Origin of the sequence: Stenotrophomonas sp. DR822 (assembly GCF_019793815.1) — a bacterium.
Classification (GTDB): domain Bacteria; phylum Pseudomonadota; class Gammaproteobacteria; order Xanthomonadales; family Xanthomonadaceae; genus Stenotrophomonas; species Stenotrophomonas indicatrix.
In genome coordinates, this window is record NZ_CP081826.1 from 4,109,398 (window position 1) to 4,135,168 (window position 25,771).

The following is a 25,771-nucleotide window of genomic DNA, read 5'->3' on the forward strand; positions in this document are numbered from 1 at the left end:
CGGCTTGCCCCGACCTTGGCAGCGCCGCTACTCTGCCTGCCTGTTTCATACACAGTGCCACCAATGCCCGTTCCTGTCCTGATTTCCCGCACCTGGCCGCTGCTGGCCCTGGCTGGCCTGGTTTCCCTGGCACCGGAGGCCCACGCACAGCGGGTTTCGGCCCGGGACAAGGTGAAGGTGGATGCACTGCAGCAGCGCATGACTGCAGCCGAGAAGCGCTACAGCGATGCCGTTCTGCTGGTGGCCAACGCCGATCCGAAGGGGCGCAACGAGGCCGATGCCGCGCTGGAGGACATGGAAGATGTCATCAGTGAGTGCGTGAAGCAGAAGGGCTGCCAGATGAGCAACATGCTGGCCACCTACAAGCGCCTGCTCAAGCACGATGCCGATGCCGCTGCCGATGATGACGTGGCCGACGAAGTCGGCGACCGCCTGGAGGCCGACCCGGACCATGTCGGCCCGCTGGCTGCCGACGTGCCCGAGGCGGCCCGCGCAGCGGCGCTGCTGAACGACAAGCGCCATGCCTTCGACAACATGGTCGAGTACAACCCCGCGGTGCAGGCCGGCATCCGCCGCTGGCTGACCGACATGCGCCCGGCGCTGATGACCACCTACGAGAACTACCAGAACCTGCGCGCGGTGATGTGGCCGGAATGGGAGAAGCGCGGCCTGCCCGAGGCGCTGCTGTTCGGCATCATGGCCAAGGAATCCAACGGTCGCGTGCATGCGTCCTCGCGTGCGGGCGCCGCGGGCCTGATGCAGTTCATGCCAGCCACCGGCCGCCGCTTCGGCCTGGGCCCGGACGGTACCGGTTTCGATACCCGCTTCGATGCGCGCAGCGCCGCTGAAGCCAGCGCGACGTACCTCAACGAGCGGATGCGTGAGCTCAACAACAACGTCGAACTGTCGCTGGCCGGCTACAACGGCGGTGAGGGCCGCGCAGCGCGCGTCTACAAGCAGTACCCGGGCCAGAGCTTCTGGGTGGACAGCGTCTACAACCAGTTCCCGGGCGAAACCAAGGACTACGTGCCGATGGTGATCGCTGCGTCCTGGATCTTCCTGCACCCCCAGCAGTACGGCGTGGAGTTCCCGAAGATCAACGCGCAGCCGGCCACCATCCGCCTGGCCCGCTCGACCACGATCTACGAACTGACCATCTGCCTGGGCAGCCATGGCACCCGCGATGGCTACATGCGCGCATTGCGCAACCTCAACCCGCGCTATGAGGCCGATGGCTGGATTCCGGCAGGCACCCTCATCAACGCCACCAACCGCATTGCTGGCCTGTACGCGCGCAACTGCGTCAGCGGCCCGCGTGCCGATCTGGCCCGCACCCTGATCACCGCCGACCTCAATGCCGCGATCGTGCGCCCGAGTGCTGCCAGCTACACCGGCAGCGTGGCCGTGGGCGGGGTGGTGCCGGTGGTCGATCCCAATGCCGCCAGCAGCGTGCCGACCACGCCTGCCGCGCCGGTGGCTGCGCCGCGCCCGGCGCCGGCCCCGCGCGCCAAGCCGGCCCGCAGCTACAAGGTCGGCAAGGGCGAGACCCTGGGCCGGATCGCCGCGAAGTTCCAGTGCGATGTGCCGGTGCTGGCCCGCGCCAATGGCCTCAAGGCCCCCGGCTACAGCCTGCGCCACGGCCAGGTGCTGAAGCTGCAGGGCTGCGACAAATAATCTTTCCGCACTCTGGATATCGCATGGACCTCGAAGACACCCGCAACCTGTTCACCAACCTCCGCGAGAACACCGACTGGGACCTGGACGCCCCGCTGCTGTGGGGGTACTTCTTCGTGCACTCCACCGCCGAGCCGCTGCACGCACTGGCCACCCACCTGCAGGCACAAGGTTATGTGCTGGTGGAAGTGTTCGAGCAGGAGCCGGAAGACGGTGAGGCTGCATTCCACGTGCTGCATGTGGAGCGCGTGGAAGTGCACGACGAAACCTCGCTGGACAAGCGCAACCAGGAACTGAGCGCGCTGGCCACGCAGATGGGCGTGGAAGACTACGACGGCATGGACGTCGGCCCGGCGCCGACCCTGCAGTAACGCACCTGTCCGGTAGTGCCGGCCGCTGGCCGGCAACACTGGACGCGTTGGATCAACGGAGATGCCGGCCAGCGGCCGGCACTACCGCAGGATCAGCGTAGCTTGGCCAGTGCCTGGCCCAGCTGTACCGGATGCTCGGCATCCAGGTGCGGGGCGAATTCGGCCACGCCCGGCGGCAGCAGCACGATCACGGTCGAGCCGTAATTGAAGCGCGCCATCTCTTCGAAGCGCTGCAGGGTGATGCCGCGGCCCCGGTAATCCTTGCGGGTGATGCGGTCGCCGTAGTGCGGAATCTCTTCGCCGCTCCACACCGTTTCCACGCCCGACACCAGCAGCGCACCGACCATCACGCTGACCATCGGGCCGAAGCTGGTGTCGAAATGGCAGACCAGGCGTTCGTTGCGTGCGAACAGGCCGGGCACGTTGTTCACCGCGGCCGGGCCGACGCTGAACAGGCGACCGGGCACGTGCACGGTTTCGCGCAGGGTGCCGGTCCACGGCATGTGCACGCGGTGGTAGTCGCGCGGCGACAGGTACACCGTGGCATACAGGCCCTCGTTGAACGGCTTGGCGTCCTCGGCGCTGCCCAACAGCTCGGCGGCGGTGAACGACTGCCCCTTGGCCTGGAAGATGCGCCCGGCGTCGATCTTTCCGAGCTGGCTGATGCGGCCGTCCGCCGGCATCACCAGGCTGCGCGGATCGGCATCGGCCACGCGCGCGCCGGGTTTCAGCGCGCGGGTGAAGAACTGGTTGAAGGTCGGGTAGCTGCGCGGGTCCGGATTGGCCGCTTCATCCAGGTTGACGTTGAACTTGCGGGTGACCGTGTCGATCAGCCAGCGCGATACGCGCGGGTTGTCCGAGTACGCCAGCGAACGCGCCATCGAGGACAGCAGGCGGTGGGGCAGGACGTACGTCAGGGCGGTGGTCAGACTCATGGGGCGGATTTCTCGGTCAGCTTCTGCAGGTCGCGGGCGATCGCCGGCGCATTGAACGGGGGCCGCACCAGGCCGGCGAGCCGGCCCTGCGGATCGAGCACGGCCAGGCTGGCGGAGTGCTCGAGGGTGTAATCCTCGGGATTCTCGTCGAAGTGCTTGCCCGGCACCTTCTGGAACACGAAGCCCAGCGAGGTGGCAAAGCGCTCCAGCGAGGGGATGTCGGCGGTCGCCGCCAGGGTGTCCTTGTGGAAGCCATGGGCGTACTCGCCCAGGCGCGTGGCGGTGTCGCGCTCCGGGTCGACCGAGACGAACAGCACGCGCGGGCGCAGGCCATCGGGCAGCGCTTCCCACTGATTCTGCGCGCCGGCCAGCTCGGCCAGGGTGGTCGGGCAGACGTCCGGGCAGAACGTGAAGCCGAGGAACACCAGGGTCCAGTGGCCCTTCAGTTCGCCGGGAATCAGGCGCGTGCCGTCGGACTGGGCCAGGTTGTAGTCGGGCAGGGCGCGCGGCTGCGGGTACAGGGTGATCGCTTCGGTGGCCGGCTGCCCGGCCGGCGGCTTCGGCGCGAACACCTGCTGGGCGGCGAGCAGGCCAAGGCCCGCCGCCAGGGCGATCAGCAGGATGATGCCGACGTTGCGATTGAACATGGGATTCCGCCGCAGGAAGTGGCCACCATCATACCGGCTGCGGCTGGATCGTTTCTGCCGCAACGGATGCCGGCGCAGGCGGCAACCCTTATAATCGGGGGCCACTTTGCCCGCAGTACCGCCATGACCGCTGAAACGGCCGCCGAACTCCATACGATCATCGATCTGATCCGCTACGGCACCAGCCGTTTCAATGCTGCGGGCCTGACCTTCGGGCACAGCTACGACAATGCCCTGGACGAGGCCACCCAGCTGGTGCTGCACGGCCTGCACCTGCCGCACGATCTCGGCCCGGCCTACGGCCAGGCGCGCCTGCTGCGCGAAGAGAAGCTGGCGGTGCTGGAACTGTTCCAGCGCCGCATCGACGAGCGCATCCCGGCCGCCTACCTGACCGGTGAAGCCTGGTTTGCCGGCCTCAGCTTCAAGAGCGACACGCGCGCCCTGGTGCCGCGTTCGCCGATCGCCGAGCTGATCGAGTGCGGCTTCGAGCCGTGGCTGGCCGGCCGCGATGTCAACCGCGCGCTGGACCTGTGCACCGGTTCGGGCTGCATCGCCATCGCCATGGGCCACTACTACCCGAACTGGGAAGTGGACGGCGTGGACCTCAGCGATGAGGCGCTGTCACTGGCCGAAGAGAACAAGGAACGCCTGCAGGCGCACAACGTGACCCTGCTGAAGTCGGACCTGTTCAACGGCCTGACCGGTCGCCACTACGACCTGATCGTCACCAACCCGCCGTATGTCACCAACGACGAGACCGACGCCCTGCCGCAGGAATACTCCTACGAGCCGGAGATGGGCCTGCGTGCCGGCGACGATGGCCTGGACCTGGTGCTGAAGATCCTGCGCGACGCGCCGCTGCACCTGAGCGAGGACGGCCTGCTGATCTGTGAAGTGGGCGAATCCGAACAGCACCTGATCAAGCTGCTGCCGGAAGTGGATTTCGCCTGGGTCGAATTCAAGGTCGGCCAGATGGGCATCTTCGCGGTCGAGTGCCGCGAGCTGATCGCCCACAGCGCGCGCATCACCGAACTGGCGGCGCAGCGCCCGTGAGCTCCAATTCGTTCGGCAAGCTGTTCACCGTCACCACGTTCGGCGAATCGCACGGGCCGGCCATCGGCTGCGTGATCGATGGCTGCCCGCCGGGGCTGGCGCTGGACGCGGCCGAATTCAACCATGACCTGCAGCGTCGCGCCACCGGCAAGAGCCGGCATACGTCGGCGCGGCGCGAGGCCGACGAGGTCGAGATCCTGTCCGGGGTGTACGAGGGCCTGACCACCGGCACCCCGATCGCGCTGCTGATCCGCAACACCGACCAGCGCAGCAAGGACTACAGCAACATCGGCCAGCAGTTCCGTCCGGGGCATGCCGACTACAGCTACTGGCACAAGTACGGCATCCGCGACCCGCGCGGCGGTGGCCGCTCCTCGGCGCGCGAGACCACCATGCGCGTGGCTGCTGGCGTGGTCGCCAAGAAATGGCTGGCCGAGCGTTTCGGCATCACCGTGCGCGGCTACCTGTCGCAGCTGGGCGGGATCACTCCGGCCGGTTTCGACTGGTCGGTAGTCGAGGAGAATCCGTTCTTCTGGCCGCACGCGGCACAGGTGCCCGAGCTGGAGGCGTACATGGATGCGCTGCGCAAGTCCGGCGATTCGGTCGGTGCCTGCGTGGACGTGGTCGCCGACAATGTACCGCCGGGCTGGGGCGAGCCGATCTACGGCAAGCTTGATGGCGAGCTCGCGGCCGCACTGATGAGCATCAACGCGGTGAAGGGCGTGGAGATCGGCGACGGTTTCGCCAGTGCCATGCAGAAGGGCACCGAACACCGTGACCTGCTGACCCCGCAGGGTTTTGCCAGCAACCATGCAGGCGGCATTCTCGGTGGCATTTCCACCGGCCAGCCGGTGGTCGCCTCGATGGTGCTCAAGCCGACTTCCAGCCTGCGCCTGCCCGGTGAATCGCTGGATACGGCCGGCAATGTGGTGGAGGTGGTCACCACCGGCCGCCATGATCCCTGCGTCGGCATCCGCGCTACGCCCATCGCCGAGGCGATGATGGCCCTGGTGCTGATGGACCAGGCGCTGCGCCACCGCGCGCAGTGCGGCGATGTCGGCACCATCACCCCGCGCATTCCCGGCCAGCTTGATGGCTGATACGCGGCCGACGGTATGGGTGAGCCAGCCGCTGATCGACGCGGCCATCGCGCCGCTGCGCGATCGCGTGCAACTGCGCACCACCGATACCGTCACCGCCTGGTCGCCACAGCAGATCGCCGCGCAGCTGGCCGACGTTGACGGGGCGATCATCACCCTCAACGAGCGCATCGGCCCGACCCAGGTCGCCGATGCCGCGGAGTTGAAGGTAATCGCCAATGTCGGGGTCGGCTACAACAACCTGGATGTCGATGCGCTCAGTGCCGCCGGCATTCTCGCCAGCAACACCCCGGACGTCCTCACCGAAACCACCGCCGATCTCGGCTTTGCGCTGCTGATGGCCACCGCGCGCCGGATCACCGAATCCGAGCGCTGGCTGCGCGAGGGCCAGTGGGGGCAGTGGTCGTTCCAGACCATGCTGGGGGCCGACATCCATGGCAGCACGCTGGGCATCCTCGGCATGGGCCGCATCGGCCAGGGCATCGCCCGTCGCGGCGCGCACGGCTTCGGCATGAAGGTGCTCTACCACAACCGTTCGCGGCTGCCGGCCGATACCGAAGCCGCGCTCGGCGCCACCTACGTGGATCTGGACACGCTGCTGGCGCAGTCCGACCATCTGTTGACCGTGTTGCCATACACCGCCGCCTCGCACCACATCATCGACGGCGCCGCGCTGGCCAAGATGAAGCCGTCTGCCACCCTGGTGAACATCGCCCGCGGCGGCATCGTCGACGAACTGGCGCTGGCCGAAGCACTGGCCAACGGTCGCCTGGCGGCGGCCGGCCTGGATGTCTACGAAGGCGAACCCAACGTGCGGCCGGAACTGCTGGCCCTGCGCAACATCGTGCTGACCCCGCATATCGGCAGCGCATCGCTGGCCACGCGCACGGCCATGGTGCAGATGGCCGTGGACAATCTGCTGGCCGGGCTTGGCCTGGACGGCAGCCCGTCGCGCATGCCGAGCGCGATCAACGCCGACGCGGCCCTTGCCGCGCGCGCGACCTCGGACAAAAAAAGCGGGAAACGATAGGGAACCTCCGCGCATCCATCCGAGGAGGCTCCCCGAACCCAGCTGTCGTGCGTGAGTTTTCCCCCTTCCCGTTTTCGTGAGAGTTCCCCCATGAGCAATGCACAACGCAGCTTCCACGTCGCCATCGTCGGCGCCACCGGCGCGGTCGGCGAGACCATGCTGGCCATCCTGGCCGAGCGCGATTTCCCGGTCGGCACCCTGAGCCTGCTCGCTTCCGAGCGCTCGGCCGGCGGCGAAGTCGAATACAACGGCAACAAGGTCAGGATCCAGGACCTGGCCACTTTCGATCCAAGTGGCGTGGATATCGCCCTGTTCTCGGCCGGTGGCAGCGTGTCCAAGGAATACGCCCCGAAGTTCGCTGCCGCTGGCGCGGTGGTGATCGACAACTCCTCGGCCTTCCGTTACGACGATGACGTGCCGCTGGTGGTGTCGGAGGTCAATCCGGACCAGGTCGCCAACCGTCCGCGCGGCATCATCGCCAACCCGAACTGCTCGACCATGCAGATGCTGGTCGCGCTGGCACCGCTGCACCGCAAGTACGGCATCGAGCGCATCAACGTGTCCACCTACCAGTCGGTATCCGGCGGTGGCCGTTCGGCACTGGAAGAACTGGGCAAGCAGACCGGCCAGCTGCTGAGCTTCCAGGAAATCGATCCGCAGCGTTTCCCGGTGCAGATCGCCTTCAACCTGATCCCGCACATCGACGACTTCCTGGATAACGGCTTCACCAAGGAAGAGATGAAGCTGGTCTGGGAGACCCGCAAGATCCTGGGCGACGACAGCATCCTCGTGAACCCGACCGCGGTGCGCGTGCCGGTGTTCTATGGCCATTCCGAATCGGTGGCGATCGAAACCCGTGACAAGGTGACCGTGGCCGAAGCGCGCGCGTTGCTGGAACAGTCGCCGGGCATCGAGGTGGTGGATCGTCGCGAGGCCGGTGGCTACCCGACGCCGGTCACCCATGCCTCGGGCACCGACGCGGTGTACGTCGGCCGCATCCGCGAGGACCTGTCGCATCCGCGCGGCCTGAACCTGTGGATCGTGTCGGACAACGTGCGCAAGGGCGCAGCCCTCAACGCGGTGCAGCTGGCCGAGCTGGTCGCCGCCGAGAAGCGCTGATCCCCGCTGTTGCCTGACCGGTAGTGCCGGCAGCTGGCCGGCACCAGCGCGGTTCGCCTCCCCGGTGGGTGCGGACCGTGGTCCGCACGCTTTATAGTGTCGCCCATGAATAAACGAGCCAAGGGCGCACGGCGTCCGCTCACCTGTCTTTCCGCCGCGCTGCTGGCCCTGGTCAGCAGTTCGGCCATGGCCCTGGGCCTGGGCGACATCCGGGTCCTGTCCAAGCCGGGACAGCCGTTGCTGGCCGAGATCCCGGTGATCTCGGCCGATCCGTCCGAACTTGAGAACCTGCGCGTCGCGCTCGCTTCGCCGGTCACCTTCGAGCGCGTTGGCCTGCAGCGCCCGGTGGGTCTGGTCAGCGAACTGCAGTTCGAGCTGACCCGCAATGCGCAGGGCAGGGCGGTGGTACGGGTGACCTCGCAGACGCCAGTGGAAACTCCCTCGTTGAGCTTCCTGGTCGAGGCCGACTGGGGCCAGGGCCGGCTGGTGCGTGAGTACTCGGCGCTGGTCGATGCACCGGCCAGTGCACTGGCCGTGGCCGAACCGGAAATCGTCGCGCCAGCCGGTGTGCTGTCGGACACCATCGTCCGGGATGCGCCTGCCACCGCTGCAACCGTACCCGAGCCGGCACCGGTCACGGCGGCCGCCGCACCTGCCGCACCGCGTCCACGGGCTGCGTCACCTGCGCCAGCACCTGCACCTGCACCAGCGCTCGCTGCAGACGGCAGTGTGACCGTGCAGCGCGGACAGACGCTTTCGCAGATCGCCGGCTCGCTGGCCCGTGGCAATCAGATCAGTCGCGACCGGGCGATGATCGCGCTGTTGCGTGCCAACCCCGAAGCCTTCATCCGTGGCAACGTCAACCTGCTCAAGCAGGGCGCGGTGCTGCGCATGCCGGGCGATACCGCACTGGCCGCGGTGGATGCGGCCGAGGCGGCCGCGCTGGTCCGCGAACATGCCGCGCAGTGGCGGCAGGCACGCACCGTGCCACAGCCGGCTGGCGCCGCGATGCCGGTGGCCAAGGCCGATGGCGCTGCTTCTTCCCCGGCTGCGGCCACAGGGGCACGACTTGAAATCGCTCCGGCGCTGGCATCCGACGCCGCGCACGCGGGCACAACCACCGGCACCAGTGCCGGCAGCGAGGGTGACATGCTGGGCAACGAACAACTGCGCCAGGCCAAGGAGGACATCGCCACCCGCGATGCCGAAATCGGCGATCTGAAGCAGCGCGTGGCGGAGCTGGAGAAGCTCAAGGAGCAGCAGCAGTCACTGATCGCGATGAAGGACAACGACCTGGCCGCCGCCCAGCAGCGTTTGGCCCAGGCGCCCGGTGCGCCCGGCGCTGGCACGCCGTGGTACTGGCTGGGCCTGCCGCTGCTCGTGCTGGTTGCCCTGGGCGCCTGGCTGCTGCGTCGTCGCAAGCCCTCGCCGCTGCCGCCGCTGCGCGAGGAACACGATGCCGCCGGCCTGGCAGCAGCGCTGCCGGCAGGTGCCGCGCTGGATACCCTGACCGAACAGGACGCCGGGGTGAACTTCGCCGCCGATGGCGGACGCCAGGAACCGGCGATGCCGGCCTGGGCTGCCACCGACCATGACGTGCCGGCTGCGGACATCCAAGTGGATGCCTCGCCGGCCGAGTGGCGGGCGGGTGAGCTTGATGAAGACCAACGGGTTGAACTGCCTGCTGCGGTGAACGATCTGCCGCGCTGGGACGATCCTGCCGGCGCTGCTGCGGTGGCGCCCATCGCGCCAGCCGAGGTGGCCGTGCCCGAATACGCGCTGCAGGCCGAACAGGAGCCGCAGTTCCGCGGTGTGTTCGATCTGCCGGCCGAACCGCATGAGCATGAGACGGCTGCACCGGTCGATCTGCACGACGACCGTGCTGCCGCCGAGGACGCCGTCGGGTCTGCTGCAGACAATGGCCATGACTGGGCACCGCGTATCGGCCAGGAACGGCTGGAACTGGCCATCGCCTATCTGGACCTGGGCGACGCGCAGACCGCGCGCACCCTGCTGCAGGAGGTTGCCGAAGGGGGTGACCTGCATTGCCAGGCGCAGGCCCGCGAACTGCTGGCCCGTCTGCCCTGACACCCTTTCGACAAGGACCTGCGATGACCCGCGAACGCCGTCTCGACTACGTTGAATTCGCCTCGAGCGACCCGGCTGCGAGCCGCGCGTTCTTCGAGGTCGTGTTCGGCTGGTCGTTTGTCGATTACGGCAGCGACTACACCGCTTTCGATGATGGCCGCCTGCAGGGAGGCTTCTTCCGTGGCCAACCACAACGTGCCAGCGAAGGCGCGCCACTGCTGGTGCTGTATGCCGACCAGCTGGCGCCGATGGAAGCGGCGGTGCGTGCGGCCGGTGGTCAGATCGTGCGGACCGTGTTCTCTTTCCCTGGCGGCAGCCGTTTCCAGTTCGTCGAGCCCGGTGGCAACGAACTGGCGGTCTGGTCCGAGCGCGACCCGGCCTGAGCGCCGCCCCACCCGCAACATCGAGGTAGCACATGCGTTACGCGCTCGGCGTCGAGTACGACGGCAGCGATTTCAGGGGCTGGCAGAACCTGGGCGAGGGCGGACCCAGCGTCCAGGCCAGCCTGGAACAGGCCCTGTCATCGGTGGCCGATACCCCGCTGCAGGTGGTCTGCGCCGGCCGCACCGATGCCGGCGTGCACGGCCAGTGCCAGGTCGTGCACTTCGACACCGACGTGGTGCGTGATCCGCGCGCGTGGATGCTCGGCACCACCACCCGCCTGCCGCGTTCTATCGCCGTGCGCTGGTGCGTGCCGGTGGCCGACGATTTTCATGCCCGTTTCTCTGCCCGCGCACGACGTTATCGCTACCGCCTGCTCAATCGCGAAGTGCGCCCGGCGCTGGGCCGGCAGACCCTGAGCTGGGAGCGGCGCCCGCTCGATGCCGAGCGCATGCACCTGGCCGGGCAGGCCCTGCTGGGCGAGAACGATTTCAGCGCCTTCCGCTCGGTCCAGTGCCAGGCCCTGCATGCCCGGCGAGAGCTGCAGTCGCTGCAGGTCAGCCGCCACGACGACGTCATCGAGGTGGCGGTGCGCGGCAATGCATTCCTTCATCACATGGTCCGCAATATCGTCGGTTCGCTGATACTGGTCGGCAGTGGCGAGCAGCCGGTGGAGTGGATCGCCGAACTGCTGGCCGGGCGCGACCGCACCGTGGCCGGTCCCACCGCTCCCCCGCAGGGACTGGTGTTCCTGGGGCCGCTGTACCCCGACAACTGGCATCTGCCCGCCGAGGTAACGCTATGAGCCGCTCCTACTACCGTACCCGCATCAAGTTCTGTGGCATGACCCGTGCCGGCGACGTGCGCCTGGCCGGCGAGCTGGGCGTGGATGCGGTGGGCTTCATCTTCGCCCGCGAGAGCAGCCGCCGGGTCGCGCCGGCCGAAGCGCGCGCGATGCGCCAGGCCATCGCACCGATGGTCGACGTGGTGGCGCTGTTCCGCAACAACAGCAGGGAAGAAGTGCGCGAGGTGCTGCGTACCGTGCGGCCGACCCTGCTGCAGTTCCATGGCGAGGAAGACGAGAGCTTCTGCCGCAGCTTCAACATGCCTTACCTGAAGGCGATCGCCATGGGCGGGCGCGAGGAAATCAATGCGCGCACCCTGCAGCTGCGCTACCCCAGCGCCGCCGGCTTCCTGTTCGACAGCCATGCGCCGGGCGGCGGCGGCGGTACCGGCGTGGCCTTCGACTGGTCGCGTATCCCCACCGGCCTGCACCGGCCGTTCCTGCTGGCCGGAGGCCTGACGCCGGAGAACGTGCATGACGCCGTGCTGGCGACCCTGCCGTGGGGCGTGGATGTCTCCAGTGGCATCGAACTGGAGCCGGGCATCAAGGACGGCTACAAGATGCGCACGTTCGTGGAAGAAGTCCGGCGCTCCGATTGCGCCGTGCTGGATTGAGACACGGTCACTTCCGAGGTGTCCGGTCTTCACATTTGAGCCTGCACACCCTCTTCACATAGGATGATCCCAAGCGTGCTGGCCATGAGGGCCGGCACGAGGATCGACGGAGCCGCTGGTGGCGTGCTCCGAACGGGCGCCTGGCGCCCCCGCCCAGGAAGGCAAGCGATGCAGGAATTCCTAACCGTCGTACTCGGTTATCCGACCCTCCCGTACAGCGTCGCGCTGGCGGTGGCGGTGCTGTATTGGGGGATTGCCGCCTTTGGCCTGGTCGATGACGGTTTCGGCGAGGCCGGTGCCGATGGCGCCCTTGAAGGCGATGCCCATCTCAGTGGCCTGTCAGCGCTGCTGGCGCGCTGGGGCCTGGGCGGCGTGCCGCTCATGGTGGTGGTGACGCTGCTGAGCCTGTTCGCCTGGACCCTCACCTACTTCATCCATCTGTACCTGCTGCTGCCGTTGCCCGACCTGCTGCGCTGGTCATTGGGCACCGTCGTGGCGGTGCTTGCACCCCTGCCGGCCGTGCCGGTCACCGCGATGCTGCTGCGTCCCATCCGCCGCTTCCTGCTGCGCCTGCGCCCGGTGCCGCAGGCCTCGCTGCTGGGCCGGGTCGGCGTGGTCGCTTCGCCCAAGGTCGACGCACGCAGTGGCCATGCCACCGTCGATGACGGCGGTGCCGGCCTGGTCCTGCAGATCCGCAGCGACATCGAACTGCAGCGCGGCGAGCGCATCGTGCTGGTCGAGCACGTGGCTGCACAACACCATTACCGGGTGGTCCGCGCCGACGCGGTCGCCCTCGACTTCCAGGACAACCTGCTTCCGGGCAACAAGGAGAAACATCAATGACGTTGGCATCCGTGCTCCCCTTCCTGATCATCGTGGGCGGCGTCCTCGCCCTCCTGCTCGGCGTGGCGGGCCTGTTCAAGGCGTTCTACCGCAAGGTCGACCAGGGCGTGGCCCTGATCGTCAACGACATGAGTTCCACCCCGAAAGTGCATTTCACCGGTGCGCTGATCATTCCCGTGCTGTACCGCGCCGAGCTGATGCGGATCAGCCTGATCACCCTGCAGATCGACCGCCGCGGCAAGGAAGGCCTGATCTGCCGCGACAACATGCGCGCCGACATCGCCGTGGCGTTCTACCTGCGCGTCAACGAGACCCAGGCCGACGTACTGCGCGTGGCCAAGGCGATCGGCGCCGACCGCGCGTCGGACAAGCATGCCGTCGATGAGCTGTTCAACGCCAAGTTCTCCGAAGCACTGAAGACGGTCGGCAAGAAGTTCGATTTCACCGAGCTGTTCGAGAAGCGCCAGGAATTCCGCGACGAGATCATCGCGGTGATCGGCAACGACCTCAACGGGTATGTGCTGGAAGACGTGGCCATCGACTACCTGGAGCAGACCCCGAAGTCGCTGCTGGACCAGTTCAACATCCTCGACGCGCAGGGCATCCGCAAGATCACCGAGCTGACCGCTGCGCAGAACGTGGTGACCAACGAACTGGAGCAGAACGAGAAGCTGGCCATCACCAAGAAGAACGTCGAAGCCCGCGAAGCACTGCTGGCCCTTGAACGGCAGCAGGCCGAAGCCGAGGCACGGCAGAAGCGCGAGATCGAGACCATCCGTGCGCGCGAGGAAGCCGAGACCGCCAAGGTGCAGGAAGAGCAGCGCCAGCTGTCCGAGAACGCCCGCATCGAAGCGCAGCAGCTGATCGACATCCGCGAGCAGAACCGCATGCGCGAAGTTGAAGTGGCCGAGCAGAACCGCCAGCGCGCCGTGGCCATCGAAGCCGAGCGCGTCGAGCGCGCACGCCAGCTGGAGCAGGTCACCACCGACCGCGAAGTGCAGCTGCAGGGCGTGGAGCGCGACAAGGTGGTCGAGCAGGGCAAGATGGACGTGGCCAACATCACCCGCGAACGCATCTCCATCGACAAGACCGTGGCGCAGGAAGAAGAGCGCATCAAGGAAGTGCGCGAAGTCTCCGAGGCCGACCGCCAGAAGCAGGTGTTGATCCTGGAAGCCGAGGCGAAGGCGCAGGAAGCGCTGGTGCGCGAAGTGAAGGAAGCCCAGGCCCGCGAGACCGCCTCCAAGCATCGCGCGGTGGAGCTGACCACGCTGGCGCAGGCCGAGCACGAAGCCGCCGGCAAGCAGGCCGAGGCCAAGCGCCTGCTGGCCGACGCCTTCCGCGCCGAGCAGGCCGCGCCCGGCCTGGCCGAAGCGCAGGTACGCGAAGCGTCGGCGCTGGCGATCGAGAAGGTCGGCATCGCCGAGGCGCGCGTGATCGAAGCCAAGGCCGAAGCGAACCTGAAGCAGGGCAGCAACGAGGCGCGCGTGCTGGCCGAGACGCTGCAGGCACAGGCGCAGGGCGAGGAGAAGATGGGCCTGGCCCGTGCCACCGCCACCGAATCGCTGGGCAACGCCGAAGCCGGCGTGGTGCAGAAGAAGCTGCTGGCCGAGGCCGAGGGCCTGGTCCGCAAGTTTGAAGCCATCGCTTCGCTGAGCGACCAGGCGCGCGGCCATGAAGAGTTCCGCATGATGCTGGACAACAGCCTGAAGCAGGCGCTGGCCTCGATCGAAGCCGGCAAGGAAGTCTCGCGCGAGAACGCCGGCGTCATCGCCAGCGCGCTGCGCAACGCCGACATCGACCTGGTTGGCGGCGACGGCGGCATGTTCGAGAACCTGATCAAGGCGGTTTCGCTGGGCAAGTCGATCGAAGGCTTCGCCGGCAAGAGCCCGATCGTGCAGGACCTGATGCAGCGCTACCTGGGTGTCAACGTGGCCGATAGTGCACCACGGCAGATCGCCGAGGACACGGAGACCGTGCCCGTCGCGGCGGCCGTCGTGGTCGACAGCGCGCGCTGATCCACCCGGCGATGGCCATCGCCATCGCCCACCCGTGCCGGCCGCATCGACGGCCGGCCGTCCGTGAGCCGGAAACCTGCTGATGTCCGAAACCAAACCGTCCACCGAGTCCACCGCACCAGAGGCTGCCGGCGATACCGTCGACCATGCCGTAGCCCAGGGCGGCGCCTATGACGTCCTGCGGCGCCGTCTCGGCGAACAGGGCCAGCGCCTGCAGGCCGTTGCCGAGCAGCTGAACCGCCAGCGCCTGGCCGAGTTCGGCGACAGCCGCCTGGAGGTGGTCGGCCGTTTCCGTATCCGCAGCGAGAACAACTGTGTCGGCCGCGACATCGTCCAGGTCGGCCCGGATCGCCTGCTGTTCGGCTACAACGTGTTCATCGGGCTCAAGACCCAGACCCGCATCGAAGATGTGTTCGGTCTGTACCGGCTGGTACAGGGCGCCGATGGCTACGACGTCGCTGCCCTTGAACTGAAGGGCAGTTTCCTCGACCAGCCCGGCTTCGTGCATGACTTCAACGAGCTGTACGCGTACTACAAGCATGCGCGCCTGCTGCAGCTGATCGTGGTGGGCGACAAGCTGCTGGCCTCGTTCCAGATCGGCGAGCGCAGCAGCGACGTGCGCGTGTTCCGCTGGGCGTTGTCACGCGAAGGTGAACTGACCTATCTCGATGCGCGCGGCGAGCGTGACATCGCCTTGCCGCCACCCTTCGATTTCGAATGGACCCGCGCCACGCGCGACCTTGCCGTCAACGGCCGCCATTCGCATCTGAACGTCCTCGATACCCTGTTCGTGGAAACCACCGGTGGCGATCTCACCATCAAGGTGGAGAACAACACCGAAACCGGGCAGGGCATCTACAGCGAACCGGTGGAGGACAGCACGCAGTCGCTGGACGATGCCCAGTTCGAGTTCGCCCGGGTCGGCTCGCTGGTGCTGCTGAAAGTGCTGCCCTACCGCGAAACCGAATGGCGCGGACTGATCTACAACACGCTTACCGGCGACATCGTGCGCAACGATGCCATCGTCCAGGCCTGCGTGCAGCTGCCCGAAGACCACGGCATCATCTTCCCCGGCGGCTATTACCTGCAGGGTGGCGAGCACAAGGCGTTCGACGCCTCGATGGATGGCATGCAGTTCAAGCGCAGCATCCGTTCGCCCAACGGCGAGGACGTGCTGTACATCTTCTACGAGCGCGAAGGCGGGCGTTCGGCGCTGTTCGTCTACAACACCATCCAGCGCGTGCTGCAGAACCCCGTGTTCGGCCACGGCTACGCCTTCATGCAGGACGGACGCATGGTGCTGTTCCATGCCGAAGGCACCGAGCCGACCCGCATCCATCCGATGCAGGTCTGGCAGACGCCCTTCAGCAGCGATGAGTTCGCCGCCAGCCGTCCGCCCGGCAATACCTTCATGGGGCGCATCGGCAACGCCGAGCTGGTTCGCGGCATCTCCAACCTGTTCAACCTGGCGCGCGAGATCGACGGCCAGGATGTATCGGTGCAGCGCTACCAGCGCCTGGTAGCCGATACCCGGCGGCTTTTCGATGCGCATCATTGGCTGGGTGACGAGGCCTGCGATGGCGCCGAAGCCCTGCTGCGGCAGATCAGCGCCACCGGCGAATCGGTGCTGGACGAATACGAAAAGGTGCAGTCGATCCGCCAGCAGTCGGCCCAGGCAATGGCCGAGGCCGAGGCCACGCACAAGGCGCTGCTGGGCCGGCTGCAGCCGGAAAACTGGAACGAGGTGCAGGCCTTCGTCGAAGCGCTCAACGCGATCACCGCACTGCGCGGTCGACTGCTGACCATCCGCGAACTGCGCTACATCGATACCGCGCGCATCGAGGCGATGGCCGCCGAACTGGTGCAGGCGCACGACCGTGTCGGCGCCGCCACCGGTACCTTCCTTGCCGGCGATGCAGCGCTGGCCCCCTTGACCGCCCGCATGCAGGCGCTGGACGAAGCCGCACAGCAGGCCGCCAGTGCACGCCAGCTGGATGAGCAGCTGGACGGCCTGCGCGGCATGGCCGGCGACCTGGACATGCTGTCCGAGCTGATGGCCGGGCTGAAGGTCGACGATGCGACTGCGCGCACCCGCGTGGTCGAATCCATCTCGCTGCTGTACGGGCGCCTGAACCAGGCACGCGCCCGCGCCGAACAGCGCCGCAAGTCGCTGGGTTCGGCCGAAGCCGTGGCCCAGTTCGCCGCCCAGTTCGCCCTGTTCTCGCAGTCGATCACCAGCGCGCTGGCGATGGCCAGCGACCCTGAGCGGGCCGACGAACAGCTGTCGCGCCTGCTGGTGCAGCTGGAAGAACTGGAAAGCCAGTTCGGCGAGCACGAGCAGTTCCTCGGCGACATCCTGAGCAAGCGCGAAGAGCTGGTCGAAGCCTTCGATACGCACAAGCAGGCCCTGCTGGATGATCGCCAGCGCAAGGCGCGCTCGGTGCTCGATGCCGCCAACCGCATCCTTGATGGCCTCGGAAAGCGTACCGAGCGGTTCGGCACGGCCGACGAGCTCAACGCGTTCTTCGCCGGCGATCCGCTGATCCTCAAGCTGCGTGAACTGGCCGAGCGCCTGCGTGCGCTGCGCGACAACGTCAAGGCTGACGATGTCGAGGCGCGCCTGAAGGGCGTGCGCGACCAGGCCGTGCGCCAGCTGCGCGACCGCAGCGACCTGCACGAGGCCGGCGGCAACGTGGTCCGCCTTGGTCCGCGCCATCGATTCAGCGTGAACACCCAGGCGCTGGACCTGACCCTGCTGCCACGGGGTGGAACCCTTGCCATCCACCTCACCGGCACCGATTTCCTGGAGACGCTGCACGATCCCGAGCTTGATGCGCTCAAGCCGTTCTGGCCGGTGACCCTGGATTCGGAATCGGCAGCGATCTACCGCGGCGAATACCTGGCCGGGTGCCTGTTGCTGGCTGCGGAGGAGGGCCGCGATGGCCTGGACCTGGCCCAGCTGCAGCACGATGCAGCCGAACCGGAAGCGCTGGGCCAGCGGGTCCGCGCCTTTGCGGCACCGCGTTATCGCGAGGGCTACGAGCGCGGTATCCATGACCATGACGCCGCCCTGATCCTGCGCGCGCTGTTGCCGCTGCAGCAGGCCGCCGGACCGCTGCGGCATTCGTCCCATGTGCGTGCGTTGGCACTGCTGTTCTGGGCCGCGCGGCAACGCGATGAAGCCGTGGCGCAGTGGCCCGGCCGGCAGGCCGGTGCGGAGGCCATCGCGCGCCTGTTCGGTTCCGACGAGGGGCGCCAGGCCCTGCGTGCGGAAATGGCCAAGGCGCTGCATGACCATGCACTCGCGCATGCACTGCCGTTTGACGCCGCCGCCGCCGATGCAGCAGCGGCATACCTGGGCGAAGAACTGGTGGCCGGCGAGCCGGTGTTCAGCACCAGCCGGCACGCGCAGGCATTGCTGGACGCGCTGTCGCAGCAACTGGAGCAGGCGGGCCAGCGTGATGCGCTTGAACGTGCGCTGCAGCGCTCGCAGGATCCGCTGGCCATGCGTTGGGCATTGGCCGGGCAATGGCTGCGGGCGCTCGCCGGGCTGCCGACACAGTCGGCGCATGCCGGCTATGTCGAAGAAGCGGCGGCATTGCTGCTGGTGCAGCGACAGCTGCGCACCCGTGCCAGCGATGCACCGCTGCAGGCGGAGGTCAGCGGCCTGCTGGGCGAACACGCCCGCATCCACAACGGCAGCCTGACCGTGTCGCTGGACGATTTCCTGGCACGCCTGCAGCATCACCTGCAGGCGTTCGTACCGGCCTTCCATGCCTATCAGGCGGTGCGCCAGGGCATCATCGGTCGCGAACGCGAAACCCTGCGGCTGTCGGAGTTCAAGGCCCGGCCGTTGTCTTCCTTCGTGCGCAACAAGCTGATCAACGACGTATATCTCGGCGTGATCGGCGACAACCTGGCCAAGCAGATGGGCACCGTTGGCGAGAACAAGCGCAGCGACCTGATGGGCCTGCTGATGATGATCTCGCCGCCTGGCTATGGCAAAACCACGTTGATGGAGTACGTGGCACATCGCCTCGGCCTGGTCTTCATGAAGATCAACGGCCCGGCGCTGGGTCATGAAGTGCGGTCGCTGGATCCGCAGCAGGCACCGGATGCCACCTCGCGGCAGGAGCTGGAAAAGCTCAACCTGGCGCTGGAGATGGGCAACAACACCATGTTGTATGTCGATGACATCCAGCACACGCACCCCGAGTTCCTGCAGAAGTTCATCTCGTTGTGCGATGGCACGCGCCGCATCGAAGGCGTATGGCGCGGCCGTACGCGCACCTACGACATGCGTGGCAAGAAGTTCTGCGTGGTCATGGCCGGCAACCCGTACACCGAATCCGGCGAAGTGTTCAAGATTCCGGACATGCTGGCCAACCGTGCCGACATCTACAACCTGGGCGATGTGCTCGGTGGCATGGAAGCAGCCTTCACGCTCAGCTACATCGAGAACAGCCTGACCTCCAACCCGGTATTGGCGCCACTGGCCACGCGCGAGATGGCCGACCTGTACCTGCTGGTCGACCGCGCGATGGGCAAGGATGTGTCCACCAACGGCCTGAGCCACGCCTACAGCGGCGCCGAGATCAACGAGATCACCGCCACCCTGCAGCGCATGCTGCAGGTCCGCGATGTGGTCTACAAGGTCAACCAGCAGTACATCGCCAGCGCTGCCCAGGATGACCGCTATCGCACCGAGCCGCCTTTCCGCCTGCAGGGCAGCTACCGCAACATGAACAAGCTGGCGGAGAAGATTTCGCCGGTGATGAATGACGACGAGCTGCAGCAGCTGATCTCCGACCACTACCTGGGCGAAGCGCAGCTGCTGACCACCGGTGCCGAAGAGAATCTGCTGAAGCTGGCCGAGCTGCGTGGCGTGCTCGATGAAGAACGCGCGCAACGCTGGGCGCAGATCAAGCGTGATTTCCTGCGCAACAAGGCAATGGGTGCCGGTGACAGTGATGTCGGTGGCCGCGTGGTCGCGCAGCTGGCCGACATCGCCAGTGCGTTGCAGCTGCCACCGCCGCCGCCGCCGGCAGAGGTGGCCGTCGTACCGGAGCCTGCGCCATGGCCGGCCTTGCTGGCAGCGCTGCAGCGCCTGGCCGATGCACGTCCGGCCAGCGCGCCGGCTGCCGCCGTACCGCAGGCCGCAGCCACGCCATTGGCCGAAGACCTGCAGGCTGGTCTGGCACCGCTGCTGCAGCTGCTGGTCGCCTCGCAGGAACAGCAGGTGCAGTTGTCGCAGACGTTGGCGGCGTTTGCCGGGTGGGCCCGGCAGCAGGTAACGGCCGATGTGGCCACGACCGACACGCGTCGTCGCCCGCGGGTGCGTCGTGCAGCGACTCCGGAAGAACGTGCGCTGGACGAAGCGCTGATGCGCCACTTCTACGGTGAATCATTGCCGCCGGAAACGCTGGCTGATGACGGCCCACGGCCGCCGCCACTGCCGTGACCTGTGTGCGCTCCCTGCCAGAACCCACGCTTCCGGCGCACGCCGATGTGGCCACGCTGGCAGCGTATGGCAGCCACTTGCTGCAGGTATTGGCCGAGCCTGCACCGTTGCAGGCCGGCGCGGAAGGCGAGGGACTGGTGGCTGCGCTGGCGCGGATCGCATTGGCGTTGCAGGCCAGCGATCCGGCGCGCCTGCGCCGGCAGGAGAGCTGGTGGGGGCGCCTGCTCGGCCGTGACGTTGAACGCCAGGCACAGGCGCAGGGGCTGCAGGCGCAGCTGGGCGTGCTGGCGCTGCAGGCGCGCGAGCAGGCGCAGGGTCTCGCGCAGCGTGTGCAGCAGCGTGCCCGGGCCATCATCGACAACGATGCGGCTGCCGCCGCGTTGGAGGCCTGGGCCACGTTCGGCGCCGCGCAGCTGGCGACACTGCAGGGAGCTGCGCAGGTCGCGCTGGCCCCACGCGTGGACCATCTGCAGCGGCTGGCCACGCTGCGACGCATCGAAAGCGGGCAGTGGCGGCTGCTGCAGGAGCAGGACGAAGCCCTGCTGCAGCGCTTCGTCCGCATCCACGATGTCCTGCTGCCGGCCTGGCGCCAGGCCGCATTGGCGCGCCAGGCACTGGCGCAGGCTGCACAGGCCGAGCAGGCAGCCACGCTGCAGGCCCAGATCGACGACGAAGTAGCCGCTGCTCAGGCTAGACTGCCCTGAGCCGGCCGCCGCTGCCGCTTATCCACCGCAAGGACACTGCCCGATGACCCAGGACAGCCAGAACTCCGGCACGCTCGTGCCCGCCACCATGCCCGCCCCTGAACTTGATGACAGCACGTTGAAGGCCCTCGGCCTGGTCCGCGACGACCTGCCGCGCATCGCCGAAATCGGCCGCGAACTGGAAGACCTGCGGCCGGGCAACCTGCAGGTGTTCGGCCGTGAGGCCGCCGCACGCACAACGGCCTTTTCCAGCCAGCTGCTGGACCAGGTGCGCAACCGTGACCTCGATGCCAATGGCGAGAAACTCGGCGAAGTGGTGCGCATCGCGCGCGAGCTCAAGCTGGATGGTTTTTCCCAGCGCTCGAAGGTGCCGTTGATCGGTGGCCTCATCGATCGCCTGCGTTCTTCCAAGGGCGAGCTGGTGCAGAAGTTCAGCGATACCAATTTGCAGATCGAACAGCTGCTCGGCGACGTGGGTGCGCAACAGGCGCTGATGGGCAAGCGGGTAAGCGATTTCGACCGCATGCATGACATCGTCCGCGAGGAGCGTCATGCGCTGGGCCTGTATGCCGCCGCCGGCAAGCAGCGCCTGGCCCAGCTGCAGTCCGAGCAGTTGCTGGGGCAGGGCAGCGATGACCCGCAGCAGCGCATCCGCCAGAGCGAGATCGACAATGCGATCCGCCTGATCGAGAAGCGCGTCTCCGACCTGCAGCTGATGCAGCACGCGGCTGACCAGTCGCTGCCGATGATCCGCCTGATTCAGGCCAATGCGCTGCAGCTGATCGAGAAGTTCAACACCGTCCGCGACATCACCATCCCCTCGTGGAAGCGCCAGTTCGCGATCCAGTTGTCGCTGGGCGAACAGAAGAACGCCGCCGAACTGGCCAATGCCATCGACGATGCGACCAATGAGCTGATGCGACGCAATGCCGACCTGATGCGCCAGGCGTCGGTGGACACCGCACGCAGCAACCAGCGCGGCGTGATCGATGTGGCTACGTTGCGCCACGTGCACGATCAGCTGATTGCTACCGTCGAGGAAGTGCGCAGCATCCATCGCGAGGGCATGCAGCAGCGTCAGCAGGCCGAAGTCGAGTTGTCGCGCCTGCGCGAGGACCTGCAGCAGCGCCTGGCGGCGCCGACGGCGCCGTAACGGTCACCCCACATCCACCAGGCATCTGGCCGGACACAATGCACCCAACCTGCCACGGCTGGGTGCCAGCCGTGCGCGTTCCATCATGGCGCGCCGTCTGCGGTGCGACATGCCGTCAATGAGGTTGCAAATGGATATGCCCCTTCTCCGTTCGCGCATGGCCCGCATCGCCGCTGTTCCAGGTTTGCTGCTCGCTCTGGCTGCGTGCGCCGCCGGAGAATCGTCGAGCCCGGCCACTTCGTCGCCAACCATTGCAACGGCGCCCGCCACTGCTTCGATGGCCGCACCCGTGTCTGCATCAGCATCGGCCGACAGCGGGTTGGCCGCGTTGATCCAGGCCAGCGGGGTGAAATGCAGCGACGCCAGCAAGGGCGCTGGCTGCACGGCGGGTGACGTCAACAGCGGTGACTTCTACGACGTCGAGCTTTCCCCGGCCTGTGGCGAACAGGGCTTCTTCGCCGGCGTTGCCGAGGACAAGGGCGTGGACACCCTGGACGCAGTGCCGAGCACCGGCAGCAGGGTTTCGACGACCGCAAGGCTGTCGAAAGGGCAGCTGGTCTGCGTACAGGGCATCGGTCGTGCCGGACAGAATCCGCTCTTCTATTACGTGGTCGCCATTCCCGCCGCAACGGTCGGCAAGTGCAAAGGCAGCGCGTTGTGTGAGACCTATGGTGACAGGCCCATCAGCGGCATGAATGAAATGGGAAGCGAAGGCTGCCACGTGGCAGGGCCGGGACACTACGCTGGCAACTGCGCGCAGGGCTGGGTCAGTGCTGACGTGCTCGACCTGTTTTCTGACGGGATGTAATCGACGTCAAGCGAGGTTGCCCACCGTGGCGCCCACTTCGTGACGGCGATCTTCACTTCAGCTGGGCTCCCGCCCAATCGGCCAACGCGTCCACGCGCGCATCGACAGGGCCGTCCGGCCGCGCCAGCACCCAGAACCCGCCGGTCGCGGCGAACCCCCATGGCGCGACCAGCCGCCCCGCTGCCAGATCCTCGGCCACCAGTGGCTCCGGCGCGATTGCCGGGCCCAGCCCCGCTACCGCTGCTTCCAGCAGGTAATACAGGTGTTCGAAGCCGGTGCCGAGCTGCAGCTGGGCCGGGTCCAGCCCGTGCGACTGCGCCCATGCAGGCCACGCCTGCGGGCGCGAACGGGTGTGCAGCAGCGTTTCCCGCAGCAAGGCCGACGGGGGGGCATGGCGCAACCGTTGCGCCGCCGGGTGCGAGGGCGCCACCACCACACCCACCCGTTCCGGTGCCAGCTCGCGCACCTGCCAGCCGCGCGGCCATGGTCCCTGTGCCAGCAGCAGCACCGCATCCAGCGTGGCCTGCGCCTCGGTGAAACTGCCATCCAGGGCCGACCACTGCAGGCGCACGCCGGGCAGGGCAGCCTGCAGTGCCGGCAGCCGCGGAATCATCCAGCGCGCCAGCACGCTGCCGCTGCAGCCCAGCACCAGGGCCGGCTCCGCGCTTGGCCGCCGCAGTTCGCGCACGCAGTCTTCAATGCCGCCGAACGCCTCGCTGCATGCCTGTTGCAGGCGGGTGCCGGCGGCGGTCAGGCGCAGTCCGCGGCCGGCGCGCTGGAACAGGGCCAGGCCCAGATGGTCTTCCAGCAGCTTCAGTTGCCGGCTGATCGCGCCATGGGTCACATGCAGCGCCTGGGCCGCGCGGCCAACGCCGCCCAGACGTGCGGTGGCCTCGAACGCCCGCAGGGCATTCAGGGGCGGCAGCAGTGATGTGCTCATGTGAGATTTCCTGACGGGATAGGCCAGATAATATCCATTTTCCGGACACAAACCGTGCGCTAGAGTATCCACCTGTCTGAACGACCGGTCGTCTCCATGCCTGACTCTCCCATCGCCGATTTCCATGCCTTCCCTGACGCCCAGGGCCACTTCGGCCGTTACGGTGGCAGCTTCGTCGCCGAAACCCTGGTCGGCCCGCTGCAGGAACTGGCCCAGGCCTATGACCAGGCCCGCCAGGATCCGGCGTTCCAGCTGGCCTATGACCGCGACCTGGCCCATTACGTGGGCCGGCCGAGCCCGATCTACCATGCTGAACGACTGAGTGACCACGTCGGTGGCGCGCAGATCCTGCTCAAGCGCGAGGACCTGAACCACACCGGCGCGCACAAGATCAACAACACCATCGGCCAGGCGCTGCTGGCGGCGCGGATGGGCAAGAAGCGCATCATCGCCGAGACCGGCGCCGGCCAGCATGGCGTGGCCAGTGCCACCGTCGCGGCGCGGCTGGGCCTGGAGTGCGTGGTGTACATGGGCGCCACCGACATCGAGCGGCAGAAGATCAACGTCTACCGCATGAAACTGCTCGGGGCGACGGTGGTGCCGGTCACCTCCGGCTCGGCCACTCTGAAGGACGCCCTCAACGAAGCGATGCGCGACTGGGTCACCAACGTGCAGGACACCTTCTACATCATCGGCACGGTAGCGGGTCCTGACCCGTACCCGCGCATGGTGCGCGACTTCAACGCCATCGTCGGCCGCGAGGCACGCGAGCAGATGCTGGCCGAGTACGGTCGCCTGCCTGATGCGATCACCGCCTGCGTCGGCGGCGGCAGCAACGCGATCGGCCTGTTCCATGCCTTCCTCAACGACCGCCAGGTCGAGATCGTCGGCGCTGAAGCGGCCGGTGATGGCATCCACACCGGCCGCCACGCAGCTTCCATCGCCGCCGGCCGCCCGGGCGTGCTGCACGGCAACCGCACCTATGTGCTGTGCGACGACGATGGCCAGATCATCGAGACCCATTCGGTGTCGGCCGGCCTGGATTACCCGGGTGTCGGCCCCGAGCATGCGTTCCTGGCCGACAGCGGCCGTGCGCGCTACGTCGGCATCACCGACGAAGAGGCGCTGCAGGCCTTCCATCTGCTGGCCCACACCGAAGGCATCCTGCCGGCGCTGGAGTCCAGCCACGCGCTTGCGCAGGCGATGAAGCTTGCGCGCGGGCGTCCGCGTGACCAGATCGTGCTGTGCAACCTGTCAGGGCGTGGCGACAAGGACGTGCATACCATCGCTGCGCGCGAAGGCCTGGTGCTGTGAGTGCGCTGATGCGCAACAGCAGCGTACTGCTGCTGGCATTCAGTCTGGGCGCCTGCCAGCCGCCGGAGCCGCCCGTGCTGGCGCCGGCGGCCAAGGCAACCACGCAGCCTGCGCAGCAGGCCGCCGCCAATGAAGATGTCGACCCTCTGGCGCGCACGCCGATTGATGACCCGCCCGCAGCAGAAGGCGAGGGCGACGACGAGGGCCCGGCCGTGGTCTCGGTGGCGCTGGACCATGCCGGCGAGGTGCTGATCGGCCAGCACTTGAGCGATCTCAAGGCACTCGGGCCGTGGACGGCGCAGGGGGCGGTCGAAGCCCTCGGCGGCAGTTGCGAGTATTACGACGGCAAGGCCCTGCCGGCGGGCGTGTCGATGATGACCGACGAGGACCGCGTGGTTCGTTTCGACCTCGGCCTGGATCCGGACAGCGGGGCGCCGGCCGAGCAACCCGGCCCGTTTGGCCTGCGCGTGGGAATGACCCGCGCCCAAGCGGTCGCCCGGTTCCCGAAGCCGCCTGTGTCCAGCCCGCATGCCTACGACGGCGAGCAGGGTGAATACCTGACCTGGCAGGATCCGGGCTCGGCCCTCGGCATCCGCGTGGAACTGTTTGAAGGGAGGGTCCTCCAGATGTACTGGGGAACCAGTGAAGCGATTGAACTGATTGAAGGGTGTGCCTGA

The 25,771-nt window shown here is 67.4% G+C and carries 21 protein-coding genes; 18 read left to right on the plus strand and 3 right to left on the minus strand.

Going from position 1 to position 25,771, the window contains the following annotated elements; all coding sequences use genetic code 11:
• Positions 1-63: 63 nt before the first annotated feature.
• Together K5K93_RS18560 and K5K93_RS18565 are read left to right on the plus strand one after the other, a co-directional pair.
• Positions 64-1,674 (plus strand): transglycosylase SLT domain-containing protein, encoded by a 1,611-nt coding sequence (locus tag K5K93_RS18560; RefSeq protein ID WP_222388652.1) that lies wholly within the window; start codon positions 64-66, stop codon positions 1,672-1,674.
• Positions 1,675-1,697: 23 nt separating this feature from the next.
• Complete coding sequence (locus tag K5K93_RS18565; protein ID WP_025876137.1) at positions 1,698-2,045, plus strand: ribonuclease E inhibitor RraB; 348 nt, start codon at positions 1,698-1,700, stop codon at positions 2,043-2,045.
• A 92-nt stretch (positions 2,046-2,137) separates the two neighbouring features.
• Here the strand turns inward: K5K93_RS18565 and asd are convergent, their stop codons facing one another.
• Together asd and K5K93_RS18575 are read right to left on the minus strand one after the other, a co-directional pair.
• Positions 2,138-2,980: an archaetidylserine decarboxylase gene (gene asd / locus K5K93_RS18570; protein WP_025876139.1), complete on the minus strand. Its 843-nt coding sequence runs from the start codon at positions 2,978-2,980 to the stop codon at positions 2,138-2,140.
• On the minus strand, positions 2,977-3,627 hold the full coding sequence (locus K5K93_RS18575; protein WP_025876141.1) for an SCO family protein: 651 nt from the start codon (positions 3,625-3,627) through the stop codon (positions 2,977-2,979). The genes asd and K5K93_RS18575 overlap by 4 nt, the downstream gene beginning before the upstream one ends.
• Before the next feature lie 123 nt (positions 3,628-3,750).
• On the opposite strand from K5K93_RS18575, the gene prmB reads away from it, so the two are divergent.
• The 14 genes from prmB (at position 3,751) to K5K93_RS18645 (ending at position 22,840) form a co-directional block, all read left to right on the plus strand.
• A complete protein-coding gene (gene prmB, locus K5K93_RS18580) occupies positions 3,751-4,680 on the plus strand; it encodes a 50S ribosomal protein L3 N(5)-glutamine methyltransferase (RefSeq protein WP_025876143.1) in 930 nt (309 codons plus the stop codon).
• Positions 4,677-5,780: a chorismate synthase gene (gene aroC, locus K5K93_RS18585; RefSeq protein WP_080148350.1), complete on the plus strand. Its 1,104-nt coding sequence runs from the start codon at positions 4,677-4,679 to the stop codon at positions 5,778-5,780. Before prmB ends, aroC begins: the two co-directional genes overlap by 4 nt.
• A complete protein-coding gene (locus K5K93_RS18590; RefSeq protein ID WP_222388653.1) occupies positions 5,773-6,810 on the plus strand; it encodes a D-glycerate dehydrogenase in 1,038 nt (345 codons plus the stop codon). The genes aroC and K5K93_RS18590 overlap by 8 nt, the downstream gene beginning before the upstream one ends.
• 90 nt (positions 6,811-6,900) lie before the next feature.
• A complete protein-coding gene (locus K5K93_RS18595; protein ID WP_222388654.1) occupies positions 6,901-7,929 on the plus strand; it encodes an aspartate-semialdehyde dehydrogenase in 1,029 nt (342 codons plus the stop codon).
• A gap of 105 nt (positions 7,930-8,034) precedes the next feature.
• Positions 8,035-10,017 (plus strand): FimV/HubP family polar landmark protein, encoded by a 1,983-nt coding sequence (locus K5K93_RS18600; protein ID WP_222388655.1) that lies wholly within the window; start codon positions 8,035-8,037, stop codon positions 10,015-10,017.
• A 23-nt stretch (positions 10,018-10,040) separates the two neighbouring features.
• Positions 10,041-10,400 (plus strand): VOC family protein, encoded by a 360-nt coding sequence (locus K5K93_RS18605; protein WP_025876153.1) that lies wholly within the window; start codon positions 10,041-10,043, stop codon positions 10,398-10,400.
• 32 nt (positions 10,401-10,432) lie between these two features.
• On the plus strand, positions 10,433-11,203 hold the full coding sequence (gene truA, locus K5K93_RS18610; protein ID WP_025876154.1) for a tRNA pseudouridine(38-40) synthase TruA: 771 nt from the start codon (positions 10,433-10,435) through the stop codon (positions 11,201-11,203).
• A complete protein-coding gene (locus tag K5K93_RS18615; protein WP_025876155.1) occupies positions 11,200-11,856 on the plus strand; it encodes a phosphoribosylanthranilate isomerase in 657 nt (218 codons plus the stop codon). The genes truA and K5K93_RS18615 overlap by 4 nt, the downstream gene beginning before the upstream one ends.
• Before the next feature lie 168 nt (positions 11,857-12,024).
• On the plus strand, positions 12,025-12,699 hold the full coding sequence (locus K5K93_RS18620; protein ID WP_222388656.1) for a YqiJ family protein: 675 nt from the start codon (positions 12,025-12,027) through the stop codon (positions 12,697-12,699).
• A complete protein-coding gene (locus K5K93_RS18625) occupies positions 12,696-14,714 on the plus strand; it encodes a hypothetical protein (RefSeq protein ID WP_093820635.1) in 2,019 nt (672 codons plus the stop codon). Before K5K93_RS18620 ends, K5K93_RS18625 begins: the two co-directional genes overlap by 4 nt.
• A gap of 82 nt (positions 14,715-14,796) precedes the next feature.
• Positions 14,797-20,175 (plus strand): DNA repair ATPase, encoded by a 5,379-nt coding sequence (locus tag K5K93_RS18630; protein ID WP_222388657.1) that lies wholly within the window; start codon positions 14,797-14,799, stop codon positions 20,173-20,175.
• 5 nt (positions 20,176-20,180) lie between these two features.
• Positions 20,181-20,879, plus strand: a complete 699-nt coding sequence (locus K5K93_RS18635; protein ID WP_261311876.1) for a hypothetical protein — start codon at positions 20,181-20,183, stop codon at positions 20,877-20,879.
• A 43-nt stretch (positions 20,880-20,922) separates the two neighbouring features.
• Positions 20,923-22,032, plus strand: coding sequence for a toxic anion resistance protein (locus tag K5K93_RS18640; RefSeq protein ID WP_222388659.1), 1,110 nt, complete (start codon positions 20,923-20,925; stop codon positions 22,030-22,032).
• Positions 22,033-22,189: 157 nt separating this feature from the next.
• Positions 22,190-22,840 (plus strand): hypothetical protein, encoded by a 651-nt coding sequence (locus tag K5K93_RS18645; RefSeq protein ID WP_261311877.1) that lies wholly within the window; start codon positions 22,190-22,192, stop codon positions 22,838-22,840.
• A 52-nt stretch (positions 22,841-22,892) separates the two neighbouring features.
• Here K5K93_RS18645 and K5K93_RS18650 read toward each other — a convergent pair whose 3' ends face one another.
• Positions 22,893-23,780: a LysR family transcriptional regulator gene (locus K5K93_RS18650; RefSeq protein ID WP_222388660.1), complete on the minus strand. Its 888-nt coding sequence runs from the start codon at positions 23,778-23,780 to the stop codon at positions 22,893-22,895.
• A gap of 96 nt (positions 23,781-23,876) precedes the next feature.
• Here K5K93_RS18650 and trpB point away from each other — a divergent pair, with 96 nt between their 5' ends.
• Together trpB and K5K93_RS18660 are read left to right on the plus strand one after the other, a co-directional pair.
• Positions 23,877-25,094 carry a tryptophan synthase subunit beta gene (trpB, locus tag K5K93_RS18655; RefSeq protein ID WP_032975005.1) on the plus strand — a complete coding sequence of 406 codons (1,218 nt, stop codon included), beginning with the start codon at positions 23,877-23,879 and terminating at the stop codon, positions 25,092-25,094.
• The gene (locus K5K93_RS18660; RefSeq protein WP_222388661.1) at positions 25,091-25,771 is read left to right on the plus strand and encodes a hypothetical protein; all 681 of its coding nucleotides are present in this window, start codon (positions 25,091-25,093) and stop codon (positions 25,769-25,771) included. The genes trpB and K5K93_RS18660 overlap by 4 nt, the downstream gene beginning before the upstream one ends.